8 protein-coding genes are annotated in these 8,122 nt (G+C 24.0%); 4 read left to right on the top strand and 4 right to left on the bottom strand.

The window, feature by feature from the left end:
• Positions 1-262 precede the first annotated feature (262 nt).
• A complete protein-coding gene (locus QIA41_RS05165; protein ID WP_418909401.1) occupies positions 263-1,597 on the top strand; it encodes a DUF244 domain-containing protein in 1,335 nt (444 codons plus the stop codon).
• Positions 1,598-1,700: 103 nt separating this feature from the next.
• Here the strand turns inward: QIA41_RS05165 and QIA41_RS05160 are convergent, their stop codons facing one another.
• Positions 1,701-2,486, bottom strand: a complete 786-nt coding sequence (locus QIA41_RS05160) for a site-specific integrase (RefSeq protein WP_418909400.1) — start codon at positions 2,484-2,486, stop codon at positions 1,701-1,703.
• 1,269 nt (positions 2,487-3,755) lie between these two features.
• Here QIA41_RS05160 and QIA41_RS05155 point away from each other — a divergent pair.
• From QIA41_RS05155 to QIA41_RS05145, 3 genes are all read left to right on the top strand, one after another.
• Entirely contained in the window at positions 3,756-3,944 is a 189-nt protein-coding gene (locus QIA41_RS05155) for a hypothetical protein (protein WP_418909399.1), read from the top strand.
• Between the two features lie 35 nt (positions 3,945-3,979).
• Positions 3,980-4,336, top strand: coding sequence for a hypothetical protein (locus QIA41_RS05150; RefSeq protein WP_418909406.1), 357 nt, complete (start codon positions 3,980-3,982; stop codon positions 4,334-4,336).
• A 247-nt stretch (positions 4,337-4,583) separates the two neighbouring features.
• Positions 4,584-4,913 (top strand): hypothetical protein, encoded by a 330-nt coding sequence (locus tag QIA41_RS05145; protein WP_418909405.1) that lies wholly within the window; start codon positions 4,584-4,586, stop codon positions 4,911-4,913.
• Between the two features lie 123 nt (positions 4,914-5,036).
• Here the strand turns inward: QIA41_RS05145 and QIA41_RS05140 are convergent, their stop codons facing one another.
• From QIA41_RS05140 to QIA41_RS05130, 3 genes are all read right to left on the bottom strand, one after another.
• Positions 5,037-5,960, bottom strand: coding sequence for an ERF family protein (locus tag QIA41_RS05140; RefSeq protein ID WP_418909404.1), 924 nt, complete (start codon positions 5,958-5,960; stop codon positions 5,037-5,039).
• A gap of 299 nt (positions 5,961-6,259) precedes the next feature.
• Complete coding sequence (locus tag QIA41_RS05135) at positions 6,260-6,823, bottom strand: chromosome replication/partitioning protein (RefSeq protein ID WP_418909403.1); 564 nt, start codon at positions 6,821-6,823, stop codon at positions 6,260-6,262.
• Positions 6,824-6,843: 20 nt separating this feature from the next.
• Positions 6,844-7,962, bottom strand: coding sequence for a plasmid maintenance protein (locus QIA41_RS05130; RefSeq protein WP_418909402.1), 1,119 nt, complete (start codon positions 7,960-7,962; stop codon positions 6,844-6,846).
• Between the last annotated feature and the right edge of the window lie 160 nt (positions 7,963-8,122).

The following is an 8,122-nucleotide window of genomic DNA, read 5'->3' as shown; positions in this document are numbered from 1 at the left end:
AAGTTTAAGTTAAGCTACACTACAAATAGTGTAGTGAAACTTTTTTAGTTTACCTACCTTTTATTTAGTAATTTTCAAAAAATAATGGTAAGAGCTTAGCTTAGTTCTTTTAATAAGAGAATATAGCTAAGCTCTAATTTTTTGCTATTAAAAAGAAATTTTAGTTTTAAACGTTTAATTCAAGAGTTTTTGTAAAAAAACTTGTGAAAAAAAGTTTTTGCTATATAGTTATTTATAACTAAGTAAAAGGAGTGAACTTAACATGACAAAAGTTTCAAAAAATAATCAAGAAATACAAAATAATAAGATAAACGAAAAATCCAAAATAATACATGTTAATCAACAGAGTTTTATTGGTTGTGAAATATTTGAGGAAAAATCTTCTCAAACTAAAGAAAAAAGCAAATTAAGCAAGATAGGCAAAAAATTACCTGGAATAAACAGTAAAGAGTGTTTTAAATTTAATCGTAGTATTGATTTTAGCGAGCAAAGAAACAAGCTCGGTAGATACGGGGCTAGTGAAATAGGAAATATTCTTATTGGTGGAGCTGGACTTAAAGACTTAATGATAAATCGAGTGCTCAAATCTTTTGGTATGAGTATGCCTTTTAAAGAGAATTTACATATGTTAAAAGGAAAAGAGTTAGAAAATTTAGGATTTAGAGAATTTATAAAGGCACACGGTGATAATATTGAGGTTTTGTACAAAAATAAATATGCCAATGGTGTTGATAAATATAACTATTTCAAAAAAATGAGTAAATCAGAAAATTTAGTGGGCTCAACAATTGACGGTTGGTTTATTAATATTTGTGGTGATTTAGAACTTTTAGAAATTAAGAGTAGTGACTCTAACTATATGAGTAGTGCCATTGAAGAGTACAATAAAAATGGTAATTTTTTAAGTAGTAAGTATTTTTTCAAATATTATGTACAAGCACAAATTCAGTTAGCGTGTACTGGACTTGAATATTGTAACTTATTCTTTTTAATAGGTACAGCGCCTATTAATTGTAAGATAAAAAGAAATAATTCTTTAATATCAAAAGTGCTTAAATTTGTTAATAAATGTGAATTAGAAATTATCAATTTGAGAAATAAAATTGGGAAAAACAATGCGGTCAATTTATTAATATCACATAATGATGATAATCAGACTTTTATAAATTTTGTTGAAGAGTTAGTAGAAAAGAGTGATTTTTATCAATCTGGAGTTGAGTTTAATTGGGTAAATGAATTTGTAGAGTATGTTGATTATATAGACCTTAATATTGAAACTGAACAGTCCGCTGTAAATCTTGAGTGTTCTCTTTTTGAAATTAAAAATTTAAAAGTAGAACTGAACAAAATTCAAAATGAAAACAGAAAAAAAGAAAAACCCATTAAAGAACTACTCAAAATTAAAATTGATGAAATTATGCGTAAATACCCACTAATTAATAATGTAAATTATAAATTTAAAGAATTTATGTTTAATTATGACCCTAATAAAAAGGCGATATCAGACAGATTAAAAGGCCTATTATCAACAAGTGAAAAAGTATTCTTTTCTAAAGATATGGCGTTTTCAAATAGTATCCGTGTCCCCGTTGAATAGGGACACGGATAAAAAATTGTAAAAAAAATAAGTAAATCAAGTTAATAGATAGAGATTATATGTCAAAAATAAAGATATTCATCATTTAAGCTTAATAGGTGATTTACAGTCCAATACTATTCTTTATGCACTCATACGCTTGAATTTTACTTGCAGAAGATAGTCCATAAATATTATCAATTTCATATGTTGAAGAATATTTCATAAGTTCTTTAATTTGAAAAGAATTATAACCACTAGCCTTTAAATTAAAAATAAACAAATTTCTACATAAATGGAGTGATTTATTTGCCCTAAAACCCCACTTTTTAAGCAACTTTTTGAATTTTTTAGCAATATGATCAATACTAATTCGATTATCTTTAAACCTATGTTTGGTTTTTTGGAAAAAATAAGTGCGACTTGTATTAAGATTTTTTTCTTTAAAAAAATCTTCATGTGCTTTTTGAATAGCATTAAATTCTTTTGAATTTATAACAAATTCTCTCACACAAGTATTAACTCTTTTTTTTACCACATTTACTTTTATGTTGTATAAAGTTTTTCCAGTTTTACTTAAAAAGACTGAAATATCTTGCATTTTTACGTTTTGCAGTTCGGCGCCCCTACACCCACTTATTACTAGTAAATGTACGAACCAACCAGATATTGGGTCAATTTGTTTTAAGATTTTGACGCATTTTATAATTAATTGGTTAATTTTTGGATTTAAGTACAGTTTAGCGGGGGTTTTGAAATTTTCTTGTTTATTTTCAGTTGATTTTTTTATCCTATTTTTTAAGGTTTTATTTTTATCTAATATTTGTAGTATTTTTTGATAATCATCATTAATTTTAAGTAATACTTCAGCGGTGGTTTTTTTAAAATCTAAATAATCATTAATTTCCATTTATTAATCTCACTTTTAAATCAAACAAAATTAAATATAAAAATAAAATAATATTAATTAATATTAATTCTAGCAAAAATTACCAATATTAGTCAAACTAAAAAGCTTTAATTGTGTGCAAAATTCGGGCTAGAATAGCTTTAGTAAGTGAAAAAACAATTTTTAAGCGAACATAAATGTAGCTACTAAAAGTTATTCTAAATATAACAAAACTTTAAAATTACTGGGGAAATATATTGAATTTACATGTTTTTGGCTATATCTTTATAAAGATATATGTTTATACTTTCCTATAAAACACAAGTATTTTTGTAGATTTTTTAAAATTTATTATTTTTTTTGCTCTATTTTATAGATTTAAGCACCTGTAAAATAACAATTATCCATTTTGAGCCCAACAACACTAATTAATAGTTAGTTTTGTTGGGGTTTTTGTAACAATACTACAAGCAAAAAAGAAAAAATCAATCAAAATTAAAACCCATTTTGATTTTACTTTCTAGGCCAAATTATGAAGTTCTACGTAGCCCAAAAACCACATAAAGTAAAATTATTATTAAGCCCAAATAAGATCGTTTATTTTGGCTGTTTTGGGCCCCATAAGCGACACAAATTTAGCCATAGTGAATAATTAATTTTTTACAAGAAAAGCGTAGTATATCGCCTATAAATGGGTAATTAAAAGATTTTATTTTCACTTAATGGTTTTTATTAATTTTTACTATCTTTACGGGGATAAATTTGCAGTAATAATTATTTAAATCAAATAACTATTGATATATGCAAAATTGACTTTTTTCTATGAGTTAGTATTTAGTTAATAAAAATTAATCAAAATTACAATTCAAATTGTAGCAAAAACTAGTAGAGTTTTATAAACGAATAGGCCCTACATTATATTCAAAATTTGGGCTATAGGATAGAAATAATAAACTCAAGTGGCAACTTAAATGCTATTGCACGGTTTATAGTATATACTACGTTTATTATATATAAAAGACTAGAAAATTTATCTCGTATGCCCTTTATAATCTGTTTTAAAGAGAATAATCTTTATAATGGAGAGTTTCTAAAAATCTCATTGTTGTTACATTTTCAGTTTGTTAAAATGTAATGGAAAATGTAACAAGACAAATTAGTTAAATTTTTAAAAAATTGAAATTTACTTGTTTCAAAAATAAATAAACCGTTTTTTAAATTTTGTATTTTAAAAAACATATTGTAATTATATGGCTTTGCTTTACTTTTTAAAGCTTGGAGAGTGGGACCGTGAAAAATAAAATTTTCATTTTTTTTGATTTTGTTGTGCTTGTAAATTCTTGCGTAATCCATCCCGGGAAAATAGAGCAGCAAATAACTTATTGTAAAATTCATAAAGAGACTGAAAATGAGCTAATAGAGTCTTGTAATTATAGATATAAGCGTCAAAAACTCACAATTCGCAATTTAGAAAATTAATACTAGTTGTTAATACAAAATTTGAGGATTTTTTAATGCGAGATGTTAACAAATATAATTTAAATTCATATGATAAAAAAAATCTTTTACAAAATAATATTTCTAATAATGTAGAAAATATAAAAAAAGAAATATCCGTTATAAAAGAAAATATCACAAAAGACAGTTCATATCTATGTAGTAAAATTTTTAATTTAGAAAATCAAATAGCTAATTTAGAAAATGATATAAAAGATATTAAAAAAGGATTTTACAAAACTAAAGCGACTATAAATACAATATTTCAAGAATACTATATAAAAAGTATTTTTGTTCTGATAATAATACCGCCCTTTATCACCGCTATTTTTAGTGGTATTATTTTGTGGATATTTGCTAAATATATTAAATAGTAAAGAAATTTATAAATCCATATCTACTTAATAATTTTCACTTTCTAAACAACGCTAAAATAAATATTATTATTTATATATCCTTATAAGGACAAGAAAGGGATTTTATGAAGAATTTAGAGAATAAATTATTAGATATAGAAAACATAAAAAACGAATTTACAAAAATGGGCTTTGGTGAAGAGATAGTATATTTTCTTTGTTTCATAGTGACAATTATGTTATTTAGGGGCTAAAGCATAAAATAGTGGATATAGAAAAAAATTTAAAGCTATTAAAAGATAGTGTAGAAAATAATTTAAAGCTTGCGCTAGACACTGTAAATTACAAAACAGAAAACTTAGAAAAGAATTTTAACAAAAAAATAGATAGTTTAAATATTACTTTAAATTTAAAAATAGACAATATAGAAAAAAATTCTAACTACAAAACAGAAAATTTAGAAAAGAATTTTAACAAAAAAATAGATAGTTTAATTTCCAAGATAGAAACCTCAGAAAAAAATTTAAATAAAAAAATAGATAATTTAAATGCTAGGATAAATTCTTTAGAAAAAAATTTAAATAAAAATAGATAGTGTGAACTATTATTTCTATAATCTTTGATTTAGATATATAATAGTTCACTAATAAGTTAATAGTCCACCAATAAGTTAATATTTCCCCCAAATAAGGGGAAATATTGGTATTAATCCAAATTATTACAATGCAAACATATAATCAAATTGTCTTTCTTCTTTTAACATACAGAAAAATTTTAATACACTTGTTTCATAATCCGACTTTTTATCAGACATAAATTTTTCAAACTTATTTAAATCATCCAATTTATTATTTTTCTTGAAATATTCTTTTAAAATTTTTACCCAATATTCTATGCTTTTAAGCTCGGAATTTTTTTCAAAAATATTATCTAAAACATCATCATTGTCAACACATAACGCCCTTATTAGGGCATTTATATTACTTTTTTCTGTATCTTCATTTACCCAATTTTTTATATTAAATAGCGCGTTTCTAAAAATTTCATAGCAATAAGATTTTCCAATTTTTAACTTTTTATTAAAGTTTTGATTTTGATTTATGTCTTGTTTTTTTTCTTGCTTTTGATTAACACTAACTTGTCTATTGGAAACAGAATTTCTGTTTTCATCATTATTGTAAATAGGCGCTGCATCGGTATCAACTTCACTTTTTATGCGAAGACAAGCAACTAAAGCATACCTTTTAAAATAAGTAATGGCTGATCCAACTTGTTGTGGCAATGTATTTATAGTTTTAGCCCCATCTATATGAATTCGCGTATCAAAAGAAAATTCATAATCAGTACTTGTACTGTAAAATGTAGTTCTAATACAATCGAATATACCATATTGACCCTCTATGTAGATTGGATATTGCTCAAAATCAAGCTCCAAATTATGCTTTTCTATAACATTTTCAATTTCCTCTAATATGTCATTAAAATCTTGATACATATACTTATGTCCCTGAAGACTTTTGTCAATCCGCGGTAAATTCATTTTTAGGGTTTTCATATCTTTTCTGAATTTGATTTTTGCCTGTATATTGTTTGGTATATTATCTTGAATATTAAAATTATTATTTTTTGAAACTTTTGTCATGTTAAGTTTCCTCCTTTTACTTAGTTATAAATAATTATATAGCAAAAACTTTTTTTCACAAGTTTTTTACAAAAATTTTTTTACAAAAACTCTTGAATTAAACGTTTAAAACCAAAATTTCTTTTTAATAGCAAAAAATTAGAGCTTGGCTATATTCTCTTATCAAAAGAACTAAGCTAAGCTATTACCATTATTTTTTGAAAATTGAAAATAAAAGGTAGGTAAACTAAAAAAGTTTCACTACACTATTTGTAGTGTAGCTTAACCTAAGCTCAAAATCAATTTGCATTGATTTAAAATTATATTTTTAGTTCGTCATACTTTTTCATAAGCTTATTAAGAAAATCTTTTTGATTTTCAAAAATTTCTCTCATCATAAAACTAGTAAATTTAGCTTTGCTTTTGTAAAAATCATAACTTTCTTGAGTTTTAAGTTGCAGCCTTAATGGCTTTATTGGGTTTTGCTTAGATTTTTTTAAACTTGGACTTTCTTTATCTCTTATGTAATTAAAAGAATTCTTAATACCATTTTCTATTACATAATCCGCGTCAAGAACACCGTCTTGCAGTGCGGCTGCTAATTTTAAATATTTGTATGCTTGACTTTTTGCCACATTAAAGTCTTTTAAAAAGTCTAAAAATGTTCTATAGCCGTCAAATTTGTAATATTTATTGTCTCTTATTTCTTTTAAAATTTTCATATTCTCCACCCTATGGAACATTTCTTTTTTGAAATTATCTTTTAATTTCTCTTTTAGTGTTTTGTAATAAGAGGTTTTACTTTCATCTATAATTGAATTTTGCTTAACATTATTATTTATTTTTTTAGTTAAAATTTTTCTTTTTTTGAATTTTATTACCATAAAACCCCCTTATTTAACTTTTATATAGCTTTTTTATCTAATTCTTTTAAATTAACTGAACTCTTTTCGGTTTCTATTATTACTAATAAATCATTATAATATGTGCCAAATATTTTATTGTATTCTAATTTCTTTTTGCTATTCAAATAGTCTTTTACAATTGGTTTTAGGGCTTCAATATTTGCCATATTTTTTAGTCGCTCAATAAGAATATTGAAAATGTTTGTTTTTAAGTTCTCATAATCTTTTTGTGAATTTTCTTTTTTCAATTCAATTGATTTTTCTAATTTGCGCATTATTTTGCTTAAATCGTTATATTTGTGATACTCAATTATAAAATGCGGCTTTAATTTGTAATTTTCATATATTTTTTTAAATTCTGTTTCCAATTGTTCAGCATTATATCCGTTTTTTTCTAATCGTTTTTTGTTATTTTCTAATGTTTCCCTTAATTTGTTTTGCTTTTCTTTAAAGCAAGATTTATTTGAAAAAATCTTCTTATTTTTTGTTAGTTCAATTTCATATCTTTTTATGGTTTTAAATACTTTAATCAATTTATCTTCCTCAATATCTAAATATAATAAAATTGAGAGAGATTTCTTATCTAAAAAATTACATTTATTGAAGTACTTTATTTTTTGAAATTTTTTTATTGGATTGTCTCTCGTTTTTTCTTCTTCTTTTATATTATTATTATTATTATTACTTAAACACGCCTCAAAATTTACACTCCCATTTTTATTAAATTTCTCTTTAAGCCCTATTTCAACTCTTTTTTCAAATCTTGATTGTTTTTTATCTTCAAAGAATTTGTTTATCTTAAAGTAACACTCTTTTTTTGGAAAATTAAGTTTATAGTAAATTTCAGTCCCACAATTTACCCCCAGGTGTTTGTGATAATTAGTTGTGACTTTAAATTTTTTTTCTAATTCGTAAAGATAATTTTGTAGTGTTTTTAGTTTAACGGGCTTTTGACCATTTCGTTTTAGATTTTCATTAAAGTAATAGAGTATGATACTTTGGGTATATTTTTTATACTTTTTGTTTACAAATGCTAGTGTTGAGATAAGAACAATTAATTTGCGTTGATGTTTGTTGTGGCAAGTTGGACTTTTTTTATGTGTTGTAACTTTTGTCATGTTAAGTTTCCTCCTTTCATTTAGTGATTTATAATCATAAATAATATAATGCAAAATTTTGATTTAAAAGTAAATATCTTCCTAAAAAATATTAAGTTACATTATTAACATTATTAATGTTAATACACTTTTTATAGTTTAGTGAAAGAAAATTGATTTT

The sequence above is a fragment of the Borreliella sinica genome (assembly GCF_033969665.2).
Classification (GTDB): domain Bacteria; phylum Spirochaetota; class Spirochaetia; order Borreliales; family Borreliaceae; genus Borreliella; species Borreliella sinica.
The sequence above is the reverse complement of the archived record's forward strand: the minus strand, read 5'-3'. Positions and strand labels throughout refer to the sequence as shown.